General features: G+C 72.8%; 25 protein-coding genes. 15 read left to right on the top strand and 10 right to left on the bottom strand.

All coding sequences use genetic code 11. From position 1 onward, the window contains the following. Window positions 1–12 precede the first annotated feature (12 nt). Both Q2K19_RS06880 and Q2K19_RS06875 read left to right on the top strand, forming a co-directional pair. Window positions 13–888, top strand: a complete 876-nt coding sequence (locus tag Q2K19_RS06880) for a biotin--[acetyl-CoA-carboxylase] ligase (RefSeq protein WP_302768548.1) — start codon at window positions 13–15, stop codon at window positions 886–888. Window positions 889–1,017: 129 nt separating this feature from the next. Beyond that, a complete protein-coding gene (locus tag Q2K19_RS06875; RefSeq protein ID WP_302768545.1) occupies window positions 1,018–1,590 on the top strand; it encodes a PH domain-containing protein in 573 nt (190 codons plus the stop codon). A gap of 85 nt (window positions 1,591–1,675) precedes the next feature. Here the strand turns inward: Q2K19_RS06875 and Q2K19_RS06870 are convergent, their stop codons facing one another. Together Q2K19_RS06870 and Q2K19_RS06865 are read right to left on the bottom strand one after the other, a co-directional pair. Then, a complete protein-coding gene (locus Q2K19_RS06870) occupies window positions 1,676–2,371 on the bottom strand; it encodes a GtrA family protein (RefSeq protein ID WP_302768543.1) in 696 nt (231 codons plus the stop codon). A gap of 63 nt (window positions 2,372–2,434) precedes the next feature. Continuing rightward, window positions 2,435–3,025: a GtrA family protein gene (locus tag Q2K19_RS06865; protein WP_368046130.1), complete on the bottom strand. Its 591-nt coding sequence runs from the start codon at window positions 3,023–3,025 to the stop codon at window positions 2,435–2,437. A gap of 436 nt (window positions 3,026–3,461) precedes the next feature. Between Q2K19_RS06865 and Q2K19_RS06860 the strand changes: the two genes are divergently transcribed. From Q2K19_RS06860 to Q2K19_RS06845, 4 genes are all read left to right on the top strand, one after another. Then, the gene (locus Q2K19_RS06860) at window positions 3,462–5,303 is read left to right on the top strand and encodes a phosphoenolpyruvate carboxykinase (GTP) (RefSeq protein WP_302768538.1); all 1,842 of its coding nucleotides are present in this window, start codon (window positions 3,462–3,464) and stop codon (window positions 5,301–5,303) included. 39 nt (window positions 5,304–5,342) lie between these two features. Then, window positions 5,343–6,212: a hypothetical protein gene (locus Q2K19_RS06855; RefSeq protein ID WP_302768536.1), complete on the top strand. Its 870-nt coding sequence runs from the start codon at window positions 5,343–5,345 to the stop codon at window positions 6,210–6,212. Between the two features lie 122 nt (window positions 6,213–6,334). Beyond that, on the top strand, window positions 6,335–7,471 hold the full coding sequence (locus Q2K19_RS06850) for a geranylgeranyl reductase family protein (protein ID WP_302772305.1): 1,137 nt from the start codon (window positions 6,335–6,337) through the stop codon (window positions 7,469–7,471). 31 nt (window positions 7,472–7,502) lie between these two features. Beyond that, window positions 7,503–8,273 carry an isoprenyl transferase gene (locus Q2K19_RS06845; protein WP_302768534.1) on the top strand — a complete coding sequence of 257 codons (771 nt, stop codon included), beginning with the start codon at window positions 7,503–7,505 and terminating at the stop codon, window positions 8,271–8,273. Between the two features lie 127 nt (window positions 8,274–8,400). Here Q2K19_RS06845 and otsB read toward each other — a convergent pair whose 3' ends face one another. The 3 genes from otsB to Q2K19_RS06830 all read right to left on the bottom strand — a co-directional run bounded on the left by otsB (window position 8,401) and on the right by Q2K19_RS06830 (window position 10,268). After that, entirely contained in the window at window positions 8,401–9,225 is an 825-nt protein-coding gene (otsB, locus tag Q2K19_RS06840; protein WP_302768531.1) for a trehalose-phosphatase, read from the bottom strand. Window positions 9,226–9,294: 69 nt separating this feature from the next. Beyond that, the gene (locus Q2K19_RS06835; RefSeq protein WP_302768530.1) at window positions 9,295–9,648 is read right to left on the bottom strand and encodes a hypothetical protein; all 354 of its coding nucleotides are present in this window, start codon (window positions 9,646–9,648) and stop codon (window positions 9,295–9,297) included. 179 nt (window positions 9,649–9,827) lie between these two features. Beyond that, window positions 9,828–10,268 carry a helix-turn-helix domain-containing protein gene (locus tag Q2K19_RS06830; RefSeq protein WP_302768527.1) on the bottom strand — a complete coding sequence of 147 codons (441 nt, stop codon included), beginning with the start codon at window positions 10,266–10,268 and terminating at the stop codon, window positions 9,828–9,830. A gap of 264 nt (window positions 10,269–10,532) precedes the next feature. Between Q2K19_RS06830 and Q2K19_RS06825 the strand changes: the two genes are divergently transcribed. From Q2K19_RS06825 to Q2K19_RS06800, 6 genes are all read left to right on the top strand, one after another. Beyond that, complete coding sequence (locus tag Q2K19_RS06825; RefSeq protein ID WP_302768525.1) at window positions 10,533–10,874, top strand: hypothetical protein; 342 nt, start codon at window positions 10,533–10,535, stop codon at window positions 10,872–10,874. 34 nt (window positions 10,875–10,908) lie between these two features. After that, on the top strand, window positions 10,909–11,355 hold the full coding sequence (locus tag Q2K19_RS06820) for a hypothetical protein (RefSeq protein ID WP_302768524.1): 447 nt from the start codon (window positions 10,909–10,911) through the stop codon (window positions 11,353–11,355). A 344-nt stretch (window positions 11,356–11,699) separates the two neighbouring features. Beyond that, a complete protein-coding gene (locus Q2K19_RS06815) occupies window positions 11,700–13,115 on the top strand; it encodes a PhoH family protein (RefSeq protein ID WP_302768523.1) in 1,416 nt (471 codons plus the stop codon). A 285-nt stretch (window positions 13,116–13,400) separates the two neighbouring features. After that, window positions 13,401–14,075: an aggregation-promoting factor C-terminal-like domain-containing protein gene (locus Q2K19_RS06810; protein ID WP_302768522.1), complete on the top strand. Its 675-nt coding sequence runs from the start codon at window positions 13,401–13,403 to the stop codon at window positions 14,073–14,075. Between the two features lie 116 nt (window positions 14,076–14,191). Then, window positions 14,192–14,854, top strand: coding sequence for a rhomboid family intramembrane serine protease (locus tag Q2K19_RS06805; RefSeq protein ID WP_302768520.1), 663 nt, complete (start codon window positions 14,192–14,194; stop codon window positions 14,852–14,854). Between the two features lie 103 nt (window positions 14,855–14,957). Continuing rightward, window positions 14,958–15,926 (top strand): NAD(P)/FAD-dependent oxidoreductase, encoded by a 969-nt coding sequence (locus tag Q2K19_RS06800; RefSeq protein ID WP_302768517.1) that lies wholly within the window; start codon window positions 14,958–14,960, stop codon window positions 15,924–15,926. Between the two features lie 14 nt (window positions 15,927–15,940). On the opposite strand, the gene Q2K19_RS06795 is transcribed toward Q2K19_RS06800, so the two are convergent. Beyond that, complete coding sequence (locus Q2K19_RS06795; protein WP_302768516.1) at window positions 15,941–16,633, bottom strand: TetR/AcrR family transcriptional regulator; 693 nt, start codon at window positions 16,631–16,633, stop codon at window positions 15,941–15,943. Between the two features lie 135 nt (window positions 16,634–16,768). On the opposite strand from Q2K19_RS06795, the gene Q2K19_RS06790 reads away from it, so the two are divergent. After that, complete coding sequence (locus Q2K19_RS06790; RefSeq protein WP_302768514.1) at window positions 16,769–17,686, top strand: NAD-dependent epimerase/dehydratase family protein; 918 nt, start codon at window positions 16,769–16,771, stop codon at window positions 17,684–17,686. 3 nt (window positions 17,687–17,689) lie between these two features. On the opposite strand, the gene Q2K19_RS06785 is transcribed toward Q2K19_RS06790, so the two are convergent. Continuing rightward, window positions 17,690–18,661, bottom strand: coding sequence for a DMT family transporter (locus Q2K19_RS06785; protein WP_302768512.1), 972 nt, complete (start codon window positions 18,659–18,661; stop codon window positions 17,690–17,692). Next, window positions 18,658–19,689, bottom strand: coding sequence for a class II fructose-bisphosphatase (glpX, locus tag Q2K19_RS06780; RefSeq protein WP_302768509.1), 1,032 nt, complete (start codon window positions 19,687–19,689; stop codon window positions 18,658–18,660). The genes Q2K19_RS06785 and glpX overlap by 4 nt, the downstream gene beginning before the upstream one ends. Window positions 19,690–19,848: 159 nt before the next feature. Between glpX and Q2K19_RS06775 the strand changes: the two genes are divergently transcribed. Both Q2K19_RS06775 and Q2K19_RS06770 read left to right on the top strand, forming a co-directional pair. Beyond that, window positions 19,849–20,616: a DUF4245 domain-containing protein gene (locus Q2K19_RS06775; RefSeq protein WP_302768507.1), complete on the top strand. Its 768-nt coding sequence runs from the start codon at window positions 19,849–19,851 to the stop codon at window positions 20,614–20,616. Window positions 20,617–20,812: 196 nt separating this feature from the next. Then, window positions 20,813–21,655: a hypothetical protein gene (locus tag Q2K19_RS06770; protein ID WP_302768504.1), complete on the top strand. Its 843-nt coding sequence runs from the start codon at window positions 20,813–20,815 to the stop codon at window positions 21,653–21,655. Between the two features lie 50 nt (window positions 21,656–21,705). Here the strand turns inward: Q2K19_RS06770 and Q2K19_RS06765 are convergent, their stop codons facing one another. Together Q2K19_RS06765 and xseA are read right to left on the bottom strand one after the other, a co-directional pair. Continuing rightward, entirely contained in the window at window positions 21,706–21,918 is a 213-nt protein-coding gene (locus Q2K19_RS06765; RefSeq protein ID WP_302768502.1) for an exodeoxyribonuclease VII small subunit, read from the bottom strand. A 13-nt stretch (window positions 21,919–21,931) separates the two neighbouring features. Further along, on the bottom strand, window positions 21,932–23,098 hold the full coding sequence (gene xseA, locus Q2K19_RS06760; protein WP_368046143.1) for an exodeoxyribonuclease VII large subunit: 1,167 nt from the start codon (window positions 23,096–23,098) through the stop codon (window positions 21,932–21,934). Window positions 23,099–23,277: the final 179 nt, after the last annotated feature.

Genomic DNA, 23,277 nt, shown 5'->3' with positions numbered 1-23,277 from the left:
TAGGCTGGCGGGATGGCCGGCTCGCCGTACACCGATCTGGACCGCCCGCCGCTGTCGGCGGCCCGGCTGCAACGCGCGCTGGTCGCCCCGCACGGGCCGTGGCGGCGGTTGGAGCTGCGGGCCGAGACCGGCTCGACCAACGCCGACGTGGTCTCGGCCGCACGGTCCGGCGAGCCGGAGGGCCTGGTGGTGGTCGCCGAGCGGCAGACCGCGGGGCGCGGTCGCCGCGGCCGGGTCTGGCAGTCGCCGTCCCGGGCCGGCATCGCGACCAGCGTCCTGCTCCGGCCGGGCGAGGCCGTCGCGGAGCGCGGCTGGTCGCCCGTGCCACCCGCGGGGTACGGCTGGCTGCCGCTGCTCGCCGGGGTCGCGCTGGTCGAGGCGGTGGCCCGGCTGGCCGAGCTGGACGCCCGCCTGAAGTGGCCGAACGACCTGCTGGTCGACGGGGCCAAGTGCGCCGGTGTGCTGGCCGAGGCGGTACCGGGTGAGTCCCCGGCCCAGCCGCCCGCGATCGTGGTCGGGATCGGCCTCAACGTCACCCTCCGCGCCGACGAGCTGCCGGAGAACCCGACCGGCCTCCCGGCCACCTCGCTCCAGCTCGCCGGGGCCGCCGCCACCGACCGTGATCCACTGCTGCGCGCCCTGCTCCGCGCCCTCGCCGACTGGTACGAGCGGTGGCGCGACGCCGGCGGGGACGCGGTGGCCAGCGGCCTGCGGGACGCCTACGTGGCGGCCTGTGCCACCGTCGGCCGCCAGGTCCGGGTGCTGCTTCCCGACGGCAGCGAGGTGCGCGGCACCGCCACCGGCGTCGACCCCGACGGGCAGCTCCTGGTCGACGGCCCGGACGGCGAGCTGCGCCTCGCCGCCGGCGACGTGCTGCACCTGCGGTGAAAGGAAGGGCCCCTTATTAACGCCTCCGGCAGCGGAGGGGCCCCCTCTTAACACCCGCCGCGCGGCTGATCCCGCGGGCGAGCGTCGACCGGTTACGGTCAGCGCGTCCTGTTCTGCGAGGAGGTTCCCGTGGCGTTCCCCGAAGACGTGCTCACCGAGGACGAGCACGTCGTGTTGCACCTGCACCCGCACTGGAAGGCCCTGATCCGGCCCATTCTGGTGCTGGTGCTCGCCGTCGCGGCGGTGGTCGCGGGCTGGGTCCTGCTGCCCGAGGGCGGCGGCGCCACCATCGCGCTCTACGTGATCGCCGCTCTGGCCCTGGTGCTGATGCTCTGGCTGGGCCTGTGGCCGTTCCTGGTCTGGCGCACCACCCACTACCTCTTCACCAACGAGCGGGTGCTGCTCCAGGAGGGTGTCTTCTCCCGCAACCGGCGGGACCTGCCGCTGACCCGGATCAACGACCACTCCATGCACCAGCGCTTCCTGGAGCGGCTGCTCGGCTGCGGCACCCTGACCATCGAGTCGGCCGGCGAGCGGGGCCAGTCGGTGCTCAACGACGTGCCGCGCGTCGACCGGGTGCAGACGAAGCTCTACGAGCTGGTCGAGGCGCACCACGACAAGCACAGCCTGGGTGATGGCGAGATGCGCGAGATCCTGGCCGACATGCGCGAGGGCAAACCGCTCCGCGACCCCTCCGCCTGACCTGCCGGGTCATCTGCCGATCGAGAAGTCCGCGTCGGACCACCCGACGCGGACTTCTTCGGCCCTCGGCCCCGAGGGCCGCGCGTCAGCGGCGCGGGCGGCGCGGGGTGGGCTGCAGCCCGGAGGTCAGGTCGGTGCCGAACGTGCGGCCCAGGGCGGCGTCGGCCGGAGCGGGGCGGCCCTGGGGCGGGGTGTAGTCGGGCCGCAGCTTGCCGACCACACCCGGGCGGGGCTCCGTTTCCTCCAGCTCGCTGACCGACTCGGCCAGCTCCGCCACCGGGTCCAGCTCCGCCACGTTGTCCCACTCGTCGCGCGGGATGCTGTGCCAGGTCTCCTCGGCGTGCCGGGGGATCGGCTGGAAGACGAAGGTCCGGTACGACCAGAAACGGAACAGGGTGGCCAGCAGGACGCCGCCGGTCTTCGCGACGTTCAGCATCAACAGGCTGGTGACGCCGAGCCCGTACTTCGCCGCGGCCAGGACGCCGAGCTCGATCAGCAGGCCGGTGGCGTTGAACAGGAAGAACAGGACGTACTCCCGCTTCAACGCCGACTTCGGTCGGTCCCGGTACGTCCAGTGACGGTTCATCAGATATGACGTGATCGTCGCGACGATGGTCGCGACGACGGTCGCCTTGAGCTGGCCGTTACGGAAAACGGTGAGTGCCAGCGCATTGAACACCGCGTAATTGATGACGGTGTTGATGCCGCCGACGATGCCGAATTTGAGCGCCTCGTGGACGAACTTCTGCCAGCGCTCGGGCAGCAGACGGACAAGAGGCATGCGCAACACCTTAGGGCAGCGGGCGGGGCCGACTCGGCCCGGCCGGACGGGGTGGGCGGTAGGTCACGCCCCGGACTCTCGGTCGTGGCTCGTTCCCGGAACGGGGGGAGTTCCCGCCTCCACGAAAACGAACCGCCGGTAGGACCAGAATCGGAACAGCGTGCCGAGCCCGGTGCCGACGACGAAGCTGGCGATGTTGTCCGCCAGTGGGGTCTGGAAGACCCCGGGCCAGACGCTGCCCAGGCCGTAGCGGCTGATCGCGAGGCAGGCCACCGCGATGCCGAGGCCCACTCCGTTGAAGAAGAAGAACAGCGCGTACTCGCGGGCCGGGTGGGAGCGCTGGCGGTGCCGCCAGGTCCAGAACCGGTTGCCGAGGAACGCCAGGGTCGCCGCGATCACGGTGGAGATGGTCTTCGCCGCCACCGGTGGCATGTGCCGGACGCTGGCCAGGTAGTTGAAGAGCGCGAGGTCGACGAGGAAGGCGAGCCCGCCCACCGTGGCGAACTTGCTCATCTCGTGGACCAGGTGGCCGAACCGGTCGAGCAGCGCGCGGAGCAGACCCCGACGGGTCTGCGGAGCCACCGGCTGGTTCCGGGTCATCGTCGCGGCCACCCGCCGAGAGTACCGGTTCGGTCTTGATGGGAGCGGTAACAACGGCCACCGCGCCCACTCGTGCCCGGCGGGCGCCCCGTGGCGGTCATGGCGCCGTCCGGCGGCCGGCTCCCCGCCGCGATCTCCGTGAGCGGAGCGTAACCGCGTGTGGCGGAATTGTGGACGGGATCACCGAATCGACTTTCCCGACCCCGGCGCGCGCTTACGCGGATCGCGCACCTCTGGGGGGCGGCGTCGTGGGGGCCCGTCGAAGGTTCTCCGCAGGATTTGCGTGAAACTGCGCGCGAAAGCGGGTATCAGATCGCGATGCCGCAGCGTGGCCCTACCTTGTGCAGTTCTTCACAACCAGTCCCACTGACTCGCGAGGCAGCCCGGTTTACGCTGAGCCCAATCCCAGGTTTCCACGACGGCGAGGACACGCTCGCCAGTACTCGTGCATCCCATACATCGGTCAGCGTCGACCACAAGGAGATGTGACATGGTTGCTCCGGCTACTGTTCGGGGTATCGATCAGGCCCCGACATCCCACCCCAAACTGCTCGCCTGGGTACGTGAGGTCGCGGAACTGACCACCCCCGACCGGGTGGTCTGGGTGGACGGGTCCGATGAGGAGTGGCGCCGCCTCACCGACGAACTGGTCGAAAAGGGCACACTGGTCCGGCTGAACCCTGAGAAGAAGCCCAACTCGTTCTACGCGCGGACGGATCCGACGGACGTCGCCCGGGTCGAGGAGCGCACCTTCATCTGCTCCGTCGACGAGGCGGACGCCGGCCCCACCAACAACTGGATGGCGCCGGCCGAGATGAAGCGGACGATGACGGACCTTTACCGCGGCAGCATGCGCGGGCGCACCATGTACGTCATCCCGTTCGTCATGGGCCCGGTCGAGGCCGAGAGCCCCATGTTCGGCGTCGAGATCACCGACAGCCCGTACGTGGTCGCCTCGATGCGGATCATGACCCGGATGGGCGCGAAGGTGCTCGACGCGATGGGTGACGAGGCGGACTTCGTGCACGCCCTGCACTCCATCGGCGCCCCGCTCGCCCCCGGCCAGCAGGACGTGGCGTGGCCGTGCAACGAGACGAAGTACATCTCGCACTTCCCGGAGACCCGGGAGATCTGGTCCTTCGGCTCCGGCTACGGCGGCAACTCGCTGCTCGGCAAGAAGTGCTACTCGCTGCGGATCGCCAGCGTGATGGGGCGGGACGAGGGCTGGCTCGCCGAGCACATGCTGATCCTCAAGATCACCTCGCCGGAGGGCAAGGTCTACCACATCGCCGGCGCGTTCCCGTCGGCCTGCGGCAAGACGAACCTGGCCATGGTGGAACCGACCATCCCGGGCTGGAAGGTCGAGACCATCGGCGACGACATCGCCTGGATGCGGTTCGGCGAGGACGGCCGCCTCTACGCGGTCAACCCGGAGTACGGCCTCTTCGGCGTCGCGCCCGGCACCGACTGGAAGACCAACGCCAACGCCATGCGGACGCTCGACCGCGGCAACTCCATCTTCACCAATGTGGGCCTCACCGACGACGGCGACATCTGGTGGGAGGGCATGGGTGAGCCGCCGGCGCACCTGATCGACTGGAAGGGCAACGACTGGACGCCGGAGAGCGAGAACACCTCCTCCCACGCGAACAGCCGGTTCTGCACCCCGATCACCCAGTGCCCGATCCTGGCCGAGGAGTACTACGACCCGAACGGGGTGCCGATCGACGCGATCCTCTTCGGCGGCCGTCGCCGGGACACCGTCCCGCTGGTCACCGAGGCCCGCGACTGGGTGCACGGCGTCTACATGGGTGCCACGCTCTCGTCCGAGACCACGGCCGCCGCCTCCGGCGCGGTCGGCGTGGTCCGTCGCGACCCGATGGCGATGCTGCCGTTCATCGGCTACCACGCCGGGGACTACTTCCGGCACTGGATCGAGATGGGCAAGGGCGCCGACGGCGACGCGGCCAAGCTGCCCAAGATCTACTACGTGAACTGGTTCCGCAAGGATCCGGAGGGCAGCTTCCTCTGGCCGGGCTTCGGCGAGAACTCCCGGGTGCTCAAGTGGGTTGTCGAGCGGATCGAGGGCACCGCCGACGCGGTGGAGACCCCGATCGGCATGGTCCCGGCCCAGGACGCGCTGGACGTCGAGGGCCTGGACATGACCCCGGAGGACGTCCGGATCGCCCTCAAGGTCGACCCGGAGGAGTGGCGCAAGGAACTGCCGCTGGTCACCGAGTGGTTCGAGAAGTTCGGGGACAAGCTCCCCGGCGTCCTCTGGGCCGAGCTGGACGCCCTGCGCGCCCGGCTCGACGCGGAGCCGCAGCGGTAGAGGTGTGACGGTTGCCCGCACCGGGCAACATCGGATGTCATGAGGACGGCCGCCGAACCTGTCGAGGTCCGGCGGCCGTCCGCCGTCCGGGCGCTGACCACGCTGCTCGCCGTCACCGCGGCGGCCACCGTCGTGGTCGAGCTGCTCAACTACTGGTACGCCCCGGAACAGGAGTTCGGCCTCGCCGTCCGTACCGGCTGGGCGATGCTCCGCTCGCTCGGCTTCCTGGTGCTGATCGGGCACGTCAACCGGGGTCGGGTGGCGGCCCGGCCGTTCGGGCTGATCCTCGCGATCACCACGGTCTTCGCGGTGGGGCGGCTGGTCGTACCCCGGGCGGGGGTGCCGCCGCTGCCCGGCCTGCTGGGCTTCGGGGTGCTCACCGCGCTCTGCGTGGCCGTGGTGGCGCTGCTCTACCGCTCCGACGCGGTGGGCGGGCACCTGGTCCGGCACCGCAAGGGCCTGGTGATCGAGGGCGGCACGATCTCCTGGCGGGAGGTCGTGCCGAAGCGCCCGCCGGTGACCGGCTGGCTGCTCACCGCCCGGGTCGCCGCGTTCACCTACAGCCCGCTGATGCTGGTCCCGGCCCTGGTCGCGGCCGGCTCCATCCTGGACGGCCGGCTCAGTGCGGTGCCGGCGGTGCTCTTCTGGTTCGGCGCCGGCATCGCGGTCAGCTACGCGGTGCTCTTCTGCACCGCGTTCCTGCTGCGTGACCGCCGCTGGGCCCGCAAACTGCTGGTCGCCATCACCCTCGCCACCCTCGCCGTCGACCTCCCCCTCTGCTGGTGGCTCCTCGGCCTCGACGGCCTGATCCGCGACGGCGGCCCCCTCCTGGCCGCCGCCCTCCTCACCCTCTACTCCCTGGCCCGCGCCACCGGTCGCGCCCCGACCCCCACCCCACCACCGCGTTGACCGAGAGGTTTGCGTCGGGGAACGGCCGATTCCTGACGCAAACCCCTTGATCAACGCCGCTCGGCGGGCGCGGCGCGCCGAGTGGGCGGGGGCGGGGCGGGGAGGATGGCGGGGTGGGGGAGATCTGGGACGTGATCGTGGTGGGGGGTGGGCCCGCGGGGGCGGCCGCCGCCCTGGCGGCGCGGCGGGCGGGGGCGGCGCGGGTGCTGCTGGTGGACCGATACGACTTTCCGCGGGACAAGGCGTGCGGGGACGGGATCGCCGCGCACGCGCTGGACGTCCTCGCCGAACTCGGCGTGACCGGGGCGGTCGACGGGTACGCTCCGGTGCCCGCGTTGCGCCTCGTCGGTCCCGGCGGCGGCACGGTGGCCCGGACGCTGCCCCGGGCCGCGTACACGGTGCCCCGGCAGGTGTTCGACGCCCGGCTGGTGGCGGCGGCGACCGCCGCCGGAGCGGAGCTGCGCCGGCACACCGTACGCCGGGTGGAGCTCCGCGACGACCGGGTGGTGCTGGACGGGGAACTGGCCGCGCGGGCGGTGGTCGGGGCGGACGGCGCCGGCTCGATGCTGCGCCGGGCGCTCGGCCACCCGGTGAACCCGGACCGGCACCTCGCGCTCGCCATCCGCGGCTACGCCCCGGCCCGGCCCGGTCCGCCCGAGCAGATGATCGTCACCTCGACGGCGCGCTGGCCGGCGTACGCCTGGTCCTTCCCGATCGGTGACGGCCGCGCGAACGTCGGGTACGGGGAGGTCCTGCGCGATCAGCCGCTGACCCGCGCCCACCTGCTGGACCGGCTGGCCGCCCTGCTCCCCGGCACCGATCCGGCCGCGGTCACCGACCTGCGGGCGCACCACCTGCCGTTCTCCACGCACCGGCCGGCACCGGGCCGGGGCCGGGTGGTGCTGGCCGGCGACGCGCTCTCGTTGATCAACCCGCTCACCGGTGAGGGGATCTTCTACGCGCTGCGCTCCGGGGCCCTGGCCGGCGCGGCGGCGGCCGGCACCCCGGCGCACGCGGCCCGCCGGTACGCCGACGCGCTGCGCCGCCGCCTCGGCACCCACCTGCGGCACAGCTCGGTCGCGGTGTGGCTGGCCCGGCGGCGCGGGGTGGTGGACGCGGCGGTACGCGCCGCCCGGCGCGACGACCGGGTCTACCGCACGGTGATGGAGCTGGGACTGGGTGACGGACGTCTCGACGCCCGCACTCTGGCCATGATCGGCTTCGGTCTCGTCGGGCGGGATGCGCCACCGCGGCACTGATCTTCAATCCGGGTCGCTACCCTGCAAGGTGATGACTCTGCGGAAACTCCTCTACTCCGTGTACGAGCGCCGGCTGACGGCGAAGCTCGCGGGCAAGCCGGTGCCCCGGCACGTCGGCGTGATGTGTGACGGCAACCGCAGATGGGCCCGGGAGATGGGGTTCGTCGATCCGAACGACGGCCACCGGATGGGCGCGGAGCGGATCAAGGAGCTGCTGCGCTGGTGCGACGCCGCCGGCGTCGGACATGTGACGCTCTGGCTGCTCTCCACCGACAACCTGTCCCGGCCGGCCGCCGAGCTGGACCCGCTGCTCCAGATCATCGAGGACCTCACCACCGAGCTGGCCGAGGAGGGCAACCCCTGGCGGCTGCGGATGGTCGGCGCGCTCGACGTGCTGCCGGCGCAACACGCCGCCGCGCTCAAGGCCGCCGAGGAGCGCACCCGGGCCCGCAGCGGCGGCGCGCAGGTCAACATCGCCGTCGGGTACGGCGGCCGGCGCGAGATCGCCGACGCGGTCCGCTCGCTGCTGCTGGAGCACGCGGCGACCGGCGGGACCATCGAGGAGCTGGCCAGCTCGATCGACGTCGACCACATCTCCGAGCACCTCTACACCAAGGGCCTGCCCGACCCGGACCTGATCATCCGAACCAGCGGCGAGCAGCGCCTCTCCGGCTTCATGCTCTGGCAGAGCGCCCACTCCGAGTTCTACTTCTGCGAACTCAACTGGCCGGACTTCCGCCGCGTCGACTTCCTCCGCGCGTTGCGCTCCTACGCCACCCGCCAACGCCGCTTCGGCTCCTGACGCCCTTCCCGCATCCCCCGCCCCCGCCCCGCTGATCTTGCAGTTTCGGCCCCGCTTCCGCGGCTTTCGCTCCGGTTTGTCGGGGCAGCAATTGCAAGATCGCGGAGGAGGGAGGGGAACGCAGGGGTTAGGGGAGGTGGGGGAGGGCCTTGGTGAGGAAGTCGGCCAGGGCGGCGGGGGAGTCGAGGGTGAGGTCGGCGGCGTCGGCGACCTCGTGGCCGGTCTCCGAGTTGGCGACGGCGACGCACACGCCGAGGAACTCGGGGTCGGCGGCGGCCCGGGCGCGCAGCGCCGCGAAGGCCCTGATGTCGGAGACGTCGTCGCCGAAGTACCAGGCGCCGCCGGCGTCCCGGACCATCTCGCCGATGACCATGCCCTTGTCCCGGTCGACCGGGGGCTTCAGCTCCAGCACCATCCGCCCGGCCTGGCAGCGCAGGCCGAGCCGGTCGGCCTGGGCCCGGCCCCACTCCTGGACCAGGTCGCCGAGCTGCGGGGCGGTGCGCCAGTGCAGGGCGACGGAGAGCCGCTTGAACTCCACCAGGGCGCCGGGCGGCAGCTCGGCGCGGGCCTGCTCGGCGAGCTCGGCCATGGTGGGCACCCATGGCAGGGCGGCCGGCTCGGTGACCGTCTCACCGCCGGAGTGGCTGTGCTCCAGGCCATAGAGGCCGTAAAGGTCGATGCCGGCGAGGCCGCCCAGGTGGTCGCGGAGGAACTCCACCGGGCGCGCGGAGACGATGGCGATCCGGCGTACGCGGGGGGCGAGGGCCTCCAGCGCGGCGAGCACCTTCGGGGCGGGCTGGACCGCGGTGGGGTCGTCGTCGACCGGCGCGAGTGTGCCGTCGAAGTCGAAGAAGAACACCACGTCGGCCGCGCGGGCGGCGGTGGCGCGCCACGCGTGCTCGGCGTCCAACGGGGTCTTCGGCTGCTGGTTGCCCAGATTCAACGGCGGCACGCGCGACAGCGTACCCCGGGCAGGGCGGCGTATTCGTGGCCGAGATGTGACGCCCGGCCGGCGCGGGAATCACCGTTCGGCGGCTCCCCGTCCCCGGCGTCCGAACGGCAGCACGGCCGCCTCCTGACCGTGGCTGAGCAGGTAGCCCTCCACGAATCCGGTGTTCCGGTCGCCGGTGTGCGCCTCGATCTCGTTGAGCCGCGCCACGAGGAACTCGGTGAGCGCGCTGACCCGATCGTTGAGCCGGTCGTGCAGTTCGGCGACGACGGCGAGGACCACCGCGGTGCCGGCCGTGGTGAGGGCGAAGAGGTTGACGACCAGGGGAAGCTGCCCGCCGTCCAGTACGCCGACCACCACGTTGCCGGTCACGCACGATGTCACCGACACCACCGCGACCACGACTGCCAACCATTTCAGGGTCATGGACAGACCCCTCCTTCTGTCCCGCAGGGCTGAGTTCGGCCTTGTCCCGTCCCCCCGCCGACGACGAGCCCCGAGCAGTACGAATAGGGACGCTAGCGCGCCCCTTCCGGCCCCGGAGGGGAACAATCAGCTCTGCCGTACCGTTCTTTCGCCATTTGCGGAACCCCGCGGCGTGTCGTCTATCCGGCCTGCCTGCCTCGTTTTCCGGCATCGACGGGCATGGTCGGGCGATAGGCGAGGTAGCGAATGGTTTCTCGAATGTGGAACTTCTCCGCCTCGGAGACGTTCGGGTCGACCAGCCGGCGCAGCAGCGCCTCGACGTCGGGATCCATCGGCGGCGGGGTGGGGGTGGTGCGCGGAGCGGCGGCCCGGTCCCAGTCCAGCGCGGCGAACGCCGCCGCCGGGTTGAGGCCCAGCCCCTCGCAGAACGCCACCACCCGCTCCACCTCGGGGTCGCTCGCCCAGTCGCCGCGCACCCACCGGTTGATGGTCTGCCGGGAGACGCCGGTGCGCCGGGAGACCTCGGTGCCGCTCCACGCCCGCATGGCGCGCGCGTCGTCCAGCGCGCGGCGGACGAAGGTGGCGAAGGCGATCTTCCGTGCGTTGGCGGTCTCGCTCACCCCGTGACCGTACGGCCAGTCCGCCGCTCCGGCGCGGCCCGGCGCGCTGCTGTCACGCTGATGTGACGGCTGGCCCGGATTTCCGGTAAACGATTCTGTGCTGCTCCTGAGGGGTGTCACCCGGGCAGAATAGATAGACGCCAGTACGGCGGTAAACAGACGAAAAGCTGATACTGTCACGCTCATGGGACAACTTACGGTGTGTCACGTGCATGAGACGACGAGTGCTCATATGCGTCACTCCGCGGTTGCCGAGGGGGTCTCGTGACCGAGCTCGCGACCCGTGCCCAGGCCTTCGGCCTGATCGCGGACGGGGTGGCCGCCGGGCTGACCGCCCCGTGGCGTCTCTACCTCGCCCGGGGCTGCCGGTACCTCTCCCTCAGCGTCGGTGACCGGGACGAGTGGAATGCGTGGCGTACCCACCTCGGCTGCCCGGAACTGAGCGTCCGGGTCTACGACGCCGGCGGCGAGATCCGCCGGGCCTCGGTCGCCGAGGTGATGCTGGAGGGCTGCCGGATCAGCGTCGAGCTGGTCGAGGAGGTCAGCACCGAGGACCTGGAGCGGCTGCTGGTCGCCGACCCCCTGGTCGAGCCGGAGGAGCGATGAGCCGGCTGTCCCCGACGCCCACCGGAGGGGCGGGATGAGCCCGTTCCTCGCCGTCGTCCTCGTCCTCGTGCTCGGTTCGACCTGCTACGCGGCGGGGCGGTTGCACGGCCAGCTCAGCTACCGGATCGGCTACCGGTTCGGTTACCGGCAGGGATACTTCGACGGGGACCGGGGCGCCTGGAACCGGCGGCGCCGCGACGCGCAGGCCGTGATCGGCTCGTCGGCGACCCGGCCCACTCCGATGTCGATGACCGCCACCGCGACCCGCGCCGCCGTCCCCTTCGCCGGCACGGCCGTCCCGGCCGCGGTCACCGCCCGGCCGGCGGCCGGCCCGTCCCCGCGCGCCACCGCCACCGCGACCGCTCAGCTCGGCGGCCTCGTCACCCGGCAGGGCACCACGTACACCGGGTCCTCGTTCAGCGCGTCCGCCGGTTCGGCGGGCGGCCGGCAGACCGGAACCCTGGTCCGCCGGCAGGGCTGAGACCCGCCCAGGGCACGGTGCGTCGTCCGCGGCGGACACGCACCGTCGGGGCCACGTCAGACCGGTGACGGTGGCTCCGCCGGCCGGGATGCGCGCAGGGGGCACGCATCCCGGCCGGCTCGCCGCGCACCCTTCACCTTCCGGTCAAGTGTGATCCACGGCGACCCCTAGCCGACGGGCGTTCGTGGCATTAGCGTCTAGGCATGGCACCGGGGTTTTCCCGGGCCGGCCGGACAGCCCGGACCTGCGACCTCGCGCACGGGGCCCGCATCCGACCCCGTGTCCACCGGGCACCGGACGAGGCGGAACTCGGGTGGCCGGGTGCCCATCCGCGGAGCAGGCCTGTGACCACTCGCCGTACCCCCGCTGGTGCCGACCAGACCCCGGCCGCGACCGCCACGACCCGCCGCACCACCCGCAGCCGCCGCACCGCGGCCGCCGGGTCGGCCGGCACCGAGGAGCCTCGACCAGCCGGCCAGGCCTTCGTCCTGGACACCTCGGTCCTCCTCTCCGATCCCGCGGCCTTCCACCGCTTCGCCGAGCACGAGGTGGTGCTGCCGCTGGTGGTCATCTCCGAGCTGGAGGGGAAGCGGCACCACCCCGAGCTGGGCTGGTTCGCCCGCCAGTCGCTGCGCATGCTGGACGAGCTGCGGGTGAAGCACGGCCGGCTGGACCGGCCGATCCCCGCCAACGACCAGGGCGGCACCCTGCGGGTGGAGCTGAACCACACCGACGACGGGGTGCTCCCGCCCGGCTTCCGCACCGAGTCGAACGACGCCCGGATCCTCTCCGTGGCGCTCAACCTCGCCGCCGAGGGGCGGGAGGTCACCCTGGTCAGCAAGGACATGCCGCTGCGGGTGAAGGCGGCCTCGGTGGGCCTGCCGGCCGACGAGTACCGGCACGGCCAGGCCAGCGATCCGACCTGGACCGGCATGGCCGAGCTGGAACTGGCCGAGGAGGAGATCGCCCGGCTGTACGCGGGCGAGGCGCTGGACCTGGACGCCGCCGCCGGCCTGCCCTGCCACACCGGGCTGGTGCTGCACTCCGGGCGGGGCTCGGCGCTGGGTCGGGTGCTGCCGGACAAGACGGTCCGGCTGGTCCGGGGTGACCGGGAGGCGTTCGGGGTGCACGGCCGCTCGGCGGAGCAGCGGGTCGCCCTCGACCTGCTGCTGGACGAGTCGATCGGCATCGTCTCGCTGGGCGGTCGGGCCGGCACCGGCAAGTCCGCCCTGGCGCTCTGCGCCGGGCTGGAGGCGGTGATGGAGCGCCGCCGGCACAAGAAGGTGATCGTCTTCCGCCCGCTCTACGCGGTCGGCGGCCAGGAGCTCGGCTACCTGCCGGGCTCCGAGACGGAGAAGATGTCCCCCTGGGCGCAGGCGGTCTTCGACACGCTCGGTGCGGTGGTGCACGAGAACGTGCTGGAGGAGGTCACCTCGCGGGGTCTGCTGGAGGTCCTGCCGCTGACCCACATCCGGGGCCGCAGCCTGCACGACGCCTTCGTGATCGTCGACGAGGCGCAGTCGCTGGAGCGGGGCGTACTGCTCACCGTGCTCTCCCGGATCGGCCAGGGGTCGCGGGTGGTGCTCACCCATGATGTGGCGCAGCGGGACAATCTGCGGGTGGGGCGGCACGACGGGGTGACCGCGGTGATCGAGGCGTTGAAGGGCCATCCGCTCTTCGCGCACGTCACCCTCAGCCGTTCGGAGCGTTCTCCGATCGCCGCCATGGTCACGGATCTGTTGGAGGACATCCCGCTCTGAGGCCCATTCGCCGGCCTTTATGTCCCGCTTTGAGTGGCTTCACTTTGTGGCGCAGATCACAAATGGCCCTCTTGGTTTCCCAACCGCCTCACTGTGCGCAATGGTGTCCATCGAGCGCCCACGCACCAGGAAGATCGTCGAGCATCGTTCGCCGCAGGACGGCGGAGAGCCACGGACCATGGTGCGTCGGCTGCGACCGCAGGGGTCGGGGCGCTCACGGCGCCGGCGTGGCCACGAGGGCCAGCCGACGCGCCGTGTCCTTGCCCCCGACGAAGGGACCACTTCGTGAGTCGGCTGTGGAGCCGGTTCGGCGCCCGTACGGCCGCTGTCGCACTGCTCTCCGTGGGCGTTGCCGGCGGCTTTTACCTGGGCGAAGACCGACAGACCCAGCAACAGGGCCTGACCGCGCAGGTCGGCCTGGAGGTCGACCGGGCCGAGTACGCGTACCAGCGGGACCGGCAGACCGACCACCGCTTGGCGTCGGCCAAGCAGCGGGCCGCCGAGTACCAGGCGCGGCTGCGGGCCGCCGCGGCGGCCAAGGAGGCCGCCGAGCGGGCCAAGGAGGCCGAGGCGGCAGCCGCGTCCCGCAAGAAGGAGCGGGAGGCCGCGGCCAGGGCCAAGCCGTACGACGGTCCGATCCCGACCTCCTGCGAGGAGTACAGCGGCAACCGGCAGATCGGCTGCGCGATCATGCTGGACGAGGGTTTCGGCATCGACCAGTTCCCGTGTCTGGACAAGCTCTGGACCAAGGAGAGCGGCTGGAACCACAAGGCCTACAACGAGGGGTCCGGCGCGTACGGGATCCCGCAGGCGCTCCCGGGCAGCAAGATGGGCTCGGTCGCCGACGACTGGAAGACCAACCCGGCCACCCAGATCAAGTGGGGCCTCGGCTACATCGAGGGCCGGTACGACGACCCCTGCGGTGCCTGGCAGCACTCGCAGAGCACCGGCTGGTACTGACCGGACACTGACGGTGGCGGGGTGTGTGGGGATCCGCACACCCCGCCGCCGTCGTGCTTCGGCGTGGCGCGGCGCACGAGTGGCGGTCGGCCCCGATTGCTGATAGCTGTTGGTACGTGACCTGGCGCGGCGGCCCCACGGGCGGCGATCCCCACCGGTTCGGCACCGAGGCGTTCTACGCCTCCCTGGGCCGGGCCTTCGTGGCGATGTGCGCGTTCGTGCCGGTGCTGTTCCTCATCGAGGCGCTCGACGTCGGCCTGCACGCCAATCTCGACGTGACCGCCGGGATCATCCCGCGCCGGATCCAGGGGCTCGACGGGGTCGTCTTCTCGCCGTTCCTGCACGCCGGTTGGAACCACCTCTACAGCAACAGCATCCCGCTGATCCTGCTCGGCACCTTCGTGCTGGCGGCCGGCACCCGCCGGTTCCTCTGGTCGACCTTGGTGATCATCCTGGTCAGCGGGCTGGGGGTGTGGTTCACCGGGTCGCCGAACTCGGTGGTGGTCGGCGCGAGCGGCGTCATCTTCGGCTACCTCGGCATCCTGCTCACCCGGGGCGTGGTTGAGCGGAGCTGGTGGAACTTCGGCGTGGTGTTGCTGGTCGGCCTCCTCTACGGCTGGCAGCTGCTCGGCATCCTCCCCACCGACGAGCGCATCTCCTGGCAGGGACATCTGTTCGGGCTGCTCGGCGGGATCGTCGCGGCGATCCTGTTCCGCCGCCGCCGGGCCGAGCTGTCCGACCCGGACCCGACCGGGTCGCCCACCGTCACGCTGCCCTGACCGGCCGTCGAACCGTGGCCGGGAGGTGCTTGCCGGGCCACCCCGGGCCGCCTACCGTCGGGATCAACACGCGTTGATCCGTGGGCGAAAGTGACGGTCTGCCATGCGCGAGGTCGATGTCGCCGTGATCGGGGCCGGTCCGGCCGGGCTCTTCGCCGCGTACTACGCCGGGTTCCGCGGCCTCTCCGTGGCGGTGATCGACGCGCTGCCCGAGCCGGGTGGCCAGGTCACCGCCATGTACCCGGAGAAGCTCATCCTCGACGTCGCCGGGTTCCCCGCCGTCAAGGGGCGGGAACTGGTGGCGAACCTGGTCGCCCAGGCCGCGCCCTTCCACCCCGAGTACCTGCTCGGCACCCGGGCGGAGAAGCTGTCGTACGTCGACGGGCGGCCGGTGCTCGGCCTCGCCGGGGGCGAGCAGCTGCGCTGCGGCGCGGTGGTGGTGACCGGCGGGCTGGGCAGCTTCACGCCCCGGCCGTTGCCGGTGGCCGACAGCTTCGTGGGCGCCGGGATCGTCTATTTCGTGCCCCAGCCCGCGGAGCTGGCCGGCCGGGACGTGCTCATCGTGGGCGGCGGCGATTCGGCCTTCGACTGGGCGGTCACGCTTCAGCCGATCGCCCGGTCGGTGACCCTGGTGCACCGGCGGGAGAAGTTCCGGGCGCACGCCTCGACCGTGGCGCGGGTGCACGCTCTGCCGGTCCGGGTGGTGGTCAACGCCGAGGTGACCGGGCTGTACGGCGAGGGCCGGGTCACCGGGGCCGAGCTCACCGTACGCGGCGGCGCGGTGGAGACCCTGCCGGTGGACAGCGTGGTCGCCGCCCTCGGCTTCACCGCCGACCTGGGGCCGCTCGCCGAGTGGGGGCTGAAGCTGGACCGGCGGCACATCGTGGTGGACAGTGCGATGGCCACCAACCTGCCCCGGGTCTTCGCGGCCGGCGACATCACCGAATACCAGGGCAAGGTCCGGCTGATCGCCACCGGCTTCGGCGAGGCCGCCACGGCGGTGAACAACGCGGCCGTGGTCATCGACCCGACCGCCCACCTGTTCCCCGGCCACTCCTCCGACGGAAGTTGAGGGTGCGGCCGTGGTCAGGCGGTGGGCAGGCCGATCAGGTCGGCCATCAGCCCGGTCTGGTGGTCGAAGTACTCGTCGCGGTGCGGCAGCATCTCGTTGATCCGGCCGAACAGCTCGAAGCTGATCAGCCCGAAGAGCTGGGTCCAGCCGGCCATGCCCCGGGCCAGCAGCGGTTCGGGCAGCCGGGGGAAGAAGCTGGCGGCCAACTCCGCGAGGTCGGCGCGAACCGGCTCGGCCAGGTCGTCGTCGGGCGGATCCAGCCGGCCGGCGGCCACACCGTCGCGCAGGATGCCGACCAGGGTGAGCGGGGGCCGCGATGCTGGCGCGACGGTATCTTGCGGGGCCGCATACCCGGGGACCGGGCTGCCATAGAGCAGGGCGTACTCGGCGGGGTGGTCGAGCGCCCAGGTCCGGGCCGCCCGGCACACGGCGTGCCAGCGTCCGCGCAGGTCGGCCCGGTCGGCTGCGGCGTCCGCCGCCTCCACCGCGTCGCCGAGCGACTCGTACGCCTCCAGGATCAGCGCCGTGAGCAGGTCGTCCCGGCTGGGGAAGTAGCGGTAGATCGCGGAGGAGACCATGCCCATGTCCCGGGCGACGGCGCGCAGCGAGAGATTGGCGCCGTCGGTGGCCAGGTGACGGCGGGCCACCGTCTTGATCTCTTCGATCATGCCGGCGCGGACCCGGGCGCGGAGCGAGGGAGCGACCATGCCCCCAGTCTGCCACGTGTGAGAGCGCCAATCAAAACAGAGAGCACCGCTCTTGACGCGGCCCGTCCGAGGAGGCATGCTCTATTGCGAGAGCGGCGCTCTCGAAGAAGGCTTCTGCTTCCGAAGGGTGGACCCATGTCCCTGCACGTGATCGTCGGTGCCGGACCCGTCGGCACCGCCACCGCCCAGCTCCTCGCCGAGCGCGGCGAGCGGGTGCGCGTGGTGACCCGCCGCGGCACCGGACCCGAGCATCCGGCGGTCGAGCGGACCGCCGCCGATGCCGCCGACGCGGACCGGCTGGCCGCCCTGACCGAGGGCGCCGCCGCCCTCTACAACTGCGCCAACCCGGCCTACCACCGGTGGCCGGTGGACTGGCCGCCGCTGGCCGCCGCGCTGCTCACCGCCGCCGAGCGGACCGGAGCGGTGCTCGCCACCGTGGGCAACCTCTACGGGTACGGGCCGGTGGACGGTCCGATGACCGAGGACACCCCGCTCGCCGCCGCCGGCACCAAGGGGCGGGTCCGGAACCGGATGTGGACCGACGCGCTCGCCGCGCACCAGGCCGGGCGGGCCCGGGTCACCGAGGTACGCGGCTCCGACTACGTCGGCGTCGGCGGGACCTCGCTGGCCATGATGGTGCTGCCCCGGGTGCTCGCCGGGCAGCGGGTGTTCCTGCCGGTCGACTGGGACGCCCCGCACACCTGGACGTACATTCCCGACGTCGCCCGTACCCTGGTCGCCGCCGCGACCGACGAGCGGGCCTGGGGGCGGCCCTGGCACGTGCCGAGCGCGCCCGCCGTGCCGATGCGGGAGCTGGCCGCCCGCGCGGCGGCCCTGGTCGGAGCGCCGGCCCCGAAGCTGACCCGGATGCTCTACCCGGTGCTCTGGCTCGGCGGCCTCGCCAACCCGATGGCCCGTGAGCTGCGGGAGACCGCCTACCAGTTCGACCGGCCGTTCGTGATGGACGCCACGGCCGCCACCGCGACCCTCGGCATCGAGCCCACCCCGTTGGACCGGGTGGTCAAGGAGACGGTGGCGGGGCTGCGCGGCTGATCGTCAGCGGCGCGGCGGCGGTCCCAGCGCGGCGACGAGCACCGCGACCAGGGTCAGCGCCGCGCCGAGCAGGGTGTTCAGCCCGGGGTGCGAGGCCGCCGTCGGGAGCAGCACGTCCAGCAGCACCGCCCCGACGATCTGGCCGGCGATGGTGGCCAGGGCGAGCAGCAGCACCCCGGTGAAGCGGACGATCGCGGCGGCCAGCGCGATGAACACGATGCCGATCGGGCCGCCCAGGTAGAGCCACGGCTCGCCGGGGAAGCCGCCGGCCGGGCGGCCCCGCACCGCCACGTCCGCCGCGAAGGTCGCGAGCAGCGCCACCGTGCCGACGGAGAAGTTGACCAGGGTGGCCGTCATGGCGCTGCCGGCCGCCGCCCGCACCTGGCCGTTCACCGCCTGCTGCCAGGCGATGCCGACCCCGGCCGCGAGCGGCAGCAGGGCCAGCGCCAGGGCACCCGGCTCGCCGAGCCGGTCGCCCACCGCCAGCACCACGGCCAGCACGGTGAGCACCGCGCCGACCAGCCGGCTCGGGGTGACCGGCTGCCGCCCGGTCGGCCCGATGCCGGCCCGGTCCACCAGCAGGCTGCTGCCGGACTGCCCGGCCACCACGGCCACGGTGAACACGGCCACGCCGAGCGTGCCGATGGTCAACCCCTGGGTGGCGACCAGGAAGGCCCCGCACACCCCGCCGAGGCACTGCCACGGGCGCAGCGAGCCGTCCCGTAGCGCCGCCCGGAGGGCGGCCAGCCCGCGCCGGCCGCCCGCGGTGGCGGGGACCAGCACCAGCAGGATCAGCAGGCCGAAGCCGAACGAGACCACCGCCGCGGCGATCCCGTCGGCCAGCCGTACGCCCAACTCGCCGTTGATCCGGGACTGGACGGCCACCGCGACTCCCGAGGCGGTGGCCAGCCCGATGCCGGCGATCCGCCGCGTGGTCGACAGCGTCGGGCGCGCCGCCGTCCCGGTCGCCGTCACTCCTGTTCGGCCAGGGGGCGGCCGTCGAAGTCGACCGCCGAGTAGAGAGCGAGCTTCTCCAGCCGGTGGTACGAGTCGATCACCCGGATCGTGCCGCTCTTGGACCGCATCACGATCGACTGGGTGTACGCGCCGCCGGCCCGGTAGCGCACGCCGCGCAGCAGGTCGCCGGAGGTGACCCCGGTGGCCACGAAGAAGCAGTTGTCCCCGGTGACCAGGTCATCGGTGAACAGCACCCGGTCCAGGTCGTGGCCGGCGGCGAGCGCCTTCTCCCGCTCCTCGGCGTCCTTCGGCCAGAGCTTGGCCTGCATCATCCCGCCCATGCACTTGAGGGCGCAGGCCGCGGTGATGCCCTCCGGGGTGCCGCCGACGCCCATCAGCACGTCCACGTCCGACTCGCCGCGGGCCGCCGCGATGGCGCCGGCGATGTCGCCGTCGGAGATCAGCCGGATGCCGGCCCCGGTACGCCGGATCTGCTTCACCAGGTCGTCGTGGCGCGGTCGGTCCAGGACGCAGACCGTCACCTCGGCCGCGTCGGCGCCCTTGACCTTGGCGATCCGGCGGATGTTCTCGGCCACGCCGGCGTTGATGTCGACCACGTCGGCGTACATCGGGCCGACGGCGAGCTTCTCCATGTAGAAGACCGCGCTCGGGTCGAACATCGCGCCGCGCTCGGCCACCGCGAGCACCGCGAGGGCGTTCGGCATGCCCTTGCTCATCAGCGTGGTCCCGTCGATCGGGTCGACCGCCACGTCCACTTCGGGACCGGTCCCGTCACCGACCTCCTCGCCGTTGAAGAGCATCGGGGCGTTGTCCTTCTCGCCCTCGCCGATCACCACGACACCGCGCATCGGGATCGAGTTGATCAGCTTCCGCATGGCGTCGACCGCGGCTCCGTCGCCGCCCTCCTTGTCGCCCCGGCCGACCCAGCGGCCGGCGGCCATGGCTGCGGCCTCGGTGACCCGGACCAGGTCGAGGGCGAGGTTGCGGTCGAGGTTCTGCGGGGTCCGCGTCCTGATGGTTGACATGACGGCTTCCTCCTCGCGACGTTGCGGGGTGGACCGGCGGGATGCGGCCGTCGCCGCCGCCGGCTTTGTCGCTGATCCTCACACGATCTCAGGTTCGGCGCCGGAGCGGGGCGGAGGAGGCCAGGATCACGCCAGCCGGACGGCTGCGAGAATGGCCGGGTGGAACCCGCACAGCCTGCCGACCGCGTACCGTCCGACCCCACCCCGCCCGACGGCCAGCCGCCGGTCCGGTCGACCGCCGGGCCGACCGCCGAGGCGGGAGAGGCGGCCCTGGTCGAACCGTCGGCGGGGCTCGCGCCGCTGGCCGACGCGGGCCAGCCGGCCCTGGTCGAGCCGGTCGACGGGCCGGCCCGGGGCGGGGCCGGCCCCCACCCGGCCGTCTCCGGCGACCAGCCGGCGCCGCCCGCCCGTAAGGAGAAGTCGCGCTCCGAGCGGTCGCCCCGGGACATGGCCCTCTCGCTGCTGGTGCTGCTGGTCCCGATCGTGCTGCTGCTCGCCTTCTACCGGGGCTTCCTGGGCGGGGACGAGCCGGCCCGCGTCGACCCCGGACCCGCCGTCGAGCAGGCCCAGGCGGCGGGTGCCTTCCCGGTCAGCCGCCCGGCGGGGCTGGCCTCCGGCTGGCGTACGGTCAGCGCCCGCTACCAGGCGGAGCCGGGCGGCGCGACGCTGCGGATCGGCTACCTGACTCCGGAGGGCCGGGGCGCGCAGCTGGTGGAGAGCAACGTGCCCGCCGACAAGCTGCTGCCGGCCGAGCTGAAGGGCGGCCAGCCGCAGGGGCCGGCCGAGCTGCCCGGCGGGAGCTGGCAGCGGTACAGCGCCCGGAACAACGAGCGGGCCCTGGTCCTGATGCAGCCGAACCGCACGGTGATCGTGGTCGGTGACGCCCGGGAGAACGAGCTGCGCCAGCTCGCCACCGCGCTGCGCTGACCGGGCCGAGCTGCGGGCGCAGGCCGCTCGGACCGGACAGGGATTGCGCAACACCGCTTCAGGGAACAGAAGAGGACGCGAGCCCATCGCCGTCACCGCGGCGCGACGGGGCTCGTGCGCCGGAGCCGGCGTCCAGGGCTGCGGCGCACCGCCTCCGGCGCCTCCGTGGGCCGGACGACCCACCTGGAGAGTTCACGTGAAGATTCGACGCTTCAGCGCGGCGGCCTTCGCCGCGGCGCTGCTCATCCCCGGCCTGACGGCCTGCAACGGCACCGGGACCGGCGAGGCGGGGGCCTCCGCGTCCCCGACGGTCTCCGGCAGCATCGCCCCGAGCGGCACGCCGGGCACCGGCGACGCCAAGCAGGCGTTGCTCGACTCCACCAACGCCATCCGCGACGGGAACTTCCGGTTCACCATGTCCGGCGCCGGCTCCACCGCCGAGGGGCAGGTGCACGAGCCGAGCCAGAGCGCACAGATGCGGATGACGATCGGCGACGCGTCGTCCGACCTGATGATGAAGCTGGACCTGATCCACTACAAGCCGGACAGCTGGGTGAAGGTCGAGCTCGGCGGGAAGGCCGCCAGCAGCGTCCCCGGGGTGCAGAAGCTCAACCTCGGCAAGTACCAGCACCTCGACCAGACCCGGATCAAGGGCAACCGGGCGCTCGGCTTCGACTTCGACAAGCTCGACCCGGCGGGCAGCGCCGTGCTGACCCAGGGGATCACCGAGGTCCACCAGACCGGCGACGGCGCGTACGCGGGCACCGTCGACATCTCGAAGGCGGCCGAGGCCGGCTCGCTCGACCCGGCGGTGATCACCGCGCTCGGCGCGCAGGCGCAGACGGTGCCGTTCACCGCCAAGGTCGACCCGCAGGGCCGGCTCAGCGAGCTGGTGCTGCAGGTCCCCGCCGCCGGGCAGAGCGCCGCCCAGGACATCAAGATCACGTACACGGACTACGGCAACGCGACCGCCGCGCAGAAGCCCCCGGCCGACCAGGTCGTCGAGGCGCCGGCGGAGTTCTACAACCTGTTCAACTGAACCCGGCACGCCCCACGGGACGGCTCCGGCCGTCCCGTGGGCGTGCCCGCCTACTCCTCGGCGCGCTGCCGGGCGGCGTCGATTCGGGCCCGGGCGCCGTCCAGCCAGCGCTGGCAGATCCCGGCGAGCTGCTCGCCGCGCTCCCAGAGCGCCAACGACTCCTCCAGCGAGGTGCCGCCGGCCTCCAGCCGCTCGACCACCTGGGCCAGCTCCGCGCGGGCCTGCTCGTAGCTGAGCCGCTCGTCCTTCTTCTCGTCAGTCATCGGTCCCATTCCATCAGCCGTCCACGGTCGCGGCGAGCTCGCCCTCGGCGAGCCGTACCCGCAGCGGATCGCCCTTGGCCACCTCGGACGCCGCGCGGACCACGTGGCCGTCGGCCCGCTGGACGATCGCGTAGCCCCGGTCGAGGGTCGCCGCCGGGGAGAGGGCCCGCAGCCGGGCCAGGGTGTGTCGCAGGTCGTCGCCGGCGGCGCCGAGCCGGTGGTCCAGGCACCGCCCGGCCCGGTCGCGCAGCGCGGTCACCTCGGTCGCCCGCTGCTCCACCATCACCTGGGGCCGGGCCAGCACCGGGCGCGACCGGAGCAGGTCAAGGCGGTGCGACTCCCGGTCGACCAGGTTGCGCACCGCCCGCTCCAGCCGCGAGCGGGCCTGGCCGATGAGGCGGACCTCCTCGGTGAGGTCGGGAACGATCCGCTTGGCGGCGTCGGTCGGCGTGGACGCGCGGACGTCGGCGACGTAGTCGAGCAGCGGCGCGTCCGTCTCGTGGCCGATCGCGCTGACCACCGGCGTGCGGCAGGCGAAGACGGCCCGGCACAGCGCCTCGTCGGAGAAGGGGAGCAGGTCCTCGATGCTGCCCCCGCCCCGGGCGATGACGATCACGTCGATGGTCGGATCGGCGTCGAGCACCTTCAGCGCGTCGACGATCTGCGGCACCGCGCTCGGCCCCTGCACCGCGACGTTGACCGTGCGGAAATCCACCGCCGGCCAGCGCCGCCGGGCGTTGGTGAGCACGTCCCGCTCGGCGGCCGAGGCCCGGCCGGTGATCAGACCGATCCGCCCGGGCAGGAACGGCGGGCGGCGCTTGCGGGCCCGGTCGAAGAGCCCCTCGGCGGCGAGCAGCTTCTTGAGCTTCTCCAGCCGGGCCAGCAGCTCGCCCAGACCGACCTGACGGATCTCGTCGGCGCGCAGGCTGAGCGTGCCCCGGGCGGCGTAGAACTCCGGCTTGGCGTGCAGCACCACCCGGGCGCCCTCGCGCAGCTCGGGCGCGCCCGCGTCGAGCACGTCCCGGTTGGTGGTGACGGTGAGGCTGAGGTCGGCGGACGGGTCACGCAGGGTGAGGAAGACGGTCGTCGCGCCGGGCCGCCGGCTGATCTGCGCGACCTGCCCGTCCACCCAGACCCAGCCCAGCCGGGCGATCCACGCGCTGATCTTCTGGCTGACCACCCGGACCGGCCACGGCTCCTCCGACGTGCTCCGGCCCGCCTCGCCGCCCTGCCCCGCCTCGCCCGTGCTCACCCGCCCACCCTACGGCCCGGGGCCGACACCGCCGCGCGCGTCCTCTCGTGACCGGAACGGGTCATCCGGTGGCCGTACGCGCCACCGGTCCGCCCACCCGGCCAGCC

This window comes from Micromonospora sp. NBRC 110009 (assembly GCF_030518795.1).
GTDB lineage: Bacteria > Actinomycetota > Actinomycetes > Mycobacteriales > Micromonosporaceae > Micromonospora.
Note: the sequence above shows the minus strand (reverse complement) of the source record. Positions and strands in the feature narration are given on the sequence as shown.

Coding starts and splice junctions, on each gene's coding strand:
- Q2K19_RS06880 (WP_302768548.1), top strand. CDS start 13: ATGGCCGGCTCGCCGTACACCGATCTGGACCGCCCGCCGCTGTCGGCG.
- Q2K19_RS06870 (WP_302768543.1), bottom strand. CDS start 2,371: ATGCCTCTTGTCCGTCTGCTGCCCGAGCGCTGGCAGAAGTTCGTCCAC.
- Q2K19_RS06860 (WP_302768538.1), top strand. CDS start 3,462: ATGGTTGCTCCGGCTACTGTTCGGGGTATCGATCAGGCCCCGACATCC.
- Q2K19_RS06855 (WP_302768536.1), top strand. CDS start 5,343: ATGAGGACGGCCGCCGAACCTGTCGAGGTCCGGCGGCCGTCCGCCGTC.
- Q2K19_RS06845 (WP_302768534.1), top strand. CDS start 7,503: ATGACTCTGCGGAAACTCCTCTACTCCGTGTACGAGCGCCGGCTGACG.
- Q2K19_RS06835 (WP_302768530.1), bottom strand. CDS start 9,648: ATGACCCTGAAATGGTTGGCAGTCGTGGTCGCGGTGGTGTCGGTGACA.
- Q2K19_RS06820 (WP_302768524.1), top strand. CDS start 10,909: ATGAGCCCGTTCCTCGCCGTCGTCCTCGTCCTCGTGCTCGGTTCGACC.
- Q2K19_RS06800 (WP_302768517.1), top strand. CDS start 14,958: ATGCGCGAGGTCGATGTCGCCGTGATCGGGGCCGGTCCGGCCGGGCTC.
- Q2K19_RS06795 (WP_302768516.1), bottom strand. CDS start 16,633: ATGGTCGCTCCCTCGCTCCGCGCCCGGGTCCGCGCCGGCATGATCGAA.
- Q2K19_RS06790 (WP_302768514.1), top strand. CDS start 16,769: ATGTCCCTGCACGTGATCGTCGGTGCCGGACCCGTCGGCACCGCCACC.
- glpX (WP_302768509.1), bottom strand. CDS start 19,689: ATGTCAACCATCAGGACGCGGACCCCGCAGAACCTCGACCGCAACCTC.
- Q2K19_RS06765 (WP_302768502.1), bottom strand. CDS start 21,918: ATGACTGACGAGAAGAAGGACGAGCGGCTCAGCTACGAGCAGGCCCGC.